Origin of the sequence: Halolamina salina, assembly GCF_042678005.1 — an archaeon.
GTDB lineage: Archaea > Halobacteriota > Halobacteria > Halobacteriales > Haloferacaceae > Halolamina > Halolamina salina.
Genome location: NZ_JBHUDH010000179.1, coordinates 3534 through 5234, shown reverse-complemented (window position 1 = coordinate 5234; position 1701 = coordinate 3534). Strand labels below are relative to the sequence as shown.

Here is a 1701-nt window from a genome sequence, read left to right as displayed (position 1 = left end):
CGGCGGTGCTGCCCGTCCCGAGGCCGACCACGTCGCCGTCGTCGGGGATCTCGGCCGCCGACTCGCCCGCCCGTCGCTTCGCGTCCTCGCCACCGCCGGTCTGCTTCATGGGCCGGCGTTCGACTCGGGGGGAAAAAGAGCCGTCGGCGCTCGTCGCGGGTCGCGATCGGTTATGGTTACTCGGACTCCAGCCGGTCCAACACTGCCTCGGGCTCGTAGGCCAGCGAGAGCGAGCGCGAGCGCCCGCGACCCTCCACATCGGCGTACTCGGTCTCCAGCACGCCGAGCTGTTCGAGCTTCTTGACGATCTCGGAGTAGCGCGTGTAGCCGAGGTCGGTCTCCTCGTGGAACACGTCGTACACGTCGCCGGCCTGCTCGCCGCCGTGTTCGGCGACGACCCGGACCAGCGCGCGCTCGGAGTCGGAGAGCTCGCGGAGGCTGCGCGCGAGGTGGACGTACTTCGAGCGCTCGTAGGCCTCCTCGATGTCCTCCTCCTCGATCGTTCGCGAGCCACGCATCTCGGCGTTGAGCCCGGCGCGGCGCAGCAGGTCGATCCCGACCCGGAGGTCGCCGCTCTCGGCGGTGAGCTCGGCGACGCGGTCGAGTTCGGGCGCCGAGAGTACGCCGTCGTGGAAGCCGCGCTCGACGCGCTCCCGGAGGATGTCCACGATCTCGGGGGCGTCGTACGACGGGAAGAAGATGTCCTCGGGGCGGAACACGCTCTGGACCCGGGAGTCGAGTTCGTCCATCACCGACAGCGAGAGGTCCGAGGAGACCACGACGACGCCGATCCGCGCGCCGGTGTGGGTCTCGTGGGCGCGCAGGAGGGAGTACAGCGTGTCGGAGGCCTCGTTCTCGTAGAACAGGTAGTTCACGTCGTCGAGCGCGACGATGAGGACCTCGTCCTCCTCGACGAGCCGGTCGGTCACCTGCTCGAACAGCTTCTTGAAGGAGACGCCGGAGGAGGGCGGCTCGTAGTCGAACACGCTCTGGAACAGCCGCGAGAACACCGCGTACCGCGTCGAGTCGACCTGACAGTTCACGCGGACGGTCCGGACGTTCGGCGCCTCGACGCCGAGTTCGCCGAACAGCTTCTGGACCGCGGTGGTCTTGCCCGTCCCCGGCGGCCCGCGGATCACGGTGTTGAGCGGGCGGGAGCCGCGGACGGCGGGCCGGAGCGCGTACTTCAGACTCTCCAGCTGGCTCTCGCGGTGTTTGAACGTCTCGGGGACGTAGTCGACTTCGAAGACGGACTCGTCGCGGAACACCGATTCGTCCCACGAGAGCATACCGTCGGGGTCCCCGGTCATGGCTCGATGTGGCGTCGGTGACCACTTAACGGTTTACGAGCGATGGGTGGGGTGTTTGGACTGTGTGGGCGGTTCTGGGTTGGGTGATTGTTCTATGGAGTTTTCGAGAAGGTCCTCAGCGACATCGTGAAAGCCCCTGCCCGCTCGGCTCGCGCGACTCGCTGCGCGCGCTCGCTTCGCTCGCGTGCTTGCGTCGTCGTGCTTTCCCGAGCGACCAGCCCCTTTCAGCCCCGCCCGACCGCACAGCCCACAGACCTCCCCAGCCGACTCGCTCGCATACGCTCGCTCGTCCCTCGCGCGCTCGTTCGCGCACGGAGGCGTCGTGCGGGCGACCCACGCGTCGCCCGCACGGCCAGCGAGACCTTCGGTCTCGCCCTGCTCACGTCGCGCG

The 1701-nt window shown here is 68.6% G+C and carries 1 protein-coding gene and 1 pseudogene; both read right to left on the bottom strand.

What is annotated here, in order from left to right:
* Positions 1 to 109, bottom strand: a pseudogene (locus ACFR9S_RS13515) (ribose 5-phosphate isomerase A); the annotation flags it as partial.
* A 67-nt stretch (positions 110 to 176) separates the two neighbouring features.
* Positions 177 to 1310, bottom strand: coding sequence for an ORC1-type DNA replication protein (locus ACFR9S_RS13510; RefSeq protein WP_379732715.1), 1134 nt, complete (start codon positions 1308 to 1310; stop codon positions 177 to 179).
* Positions 1311 to 1701 lie beyond the last annotated feature (391 nt).

Excerpts from the sequence above, each read along its gene's own strand:
- ACFR9S_RS13510 (WP_379732715.1), bottom strand. The coding sequence starts at position 1,310 with ATGACCGGGGACCCCGACGGTATGCTCTCGTGGGACGAATCGGTGTTC.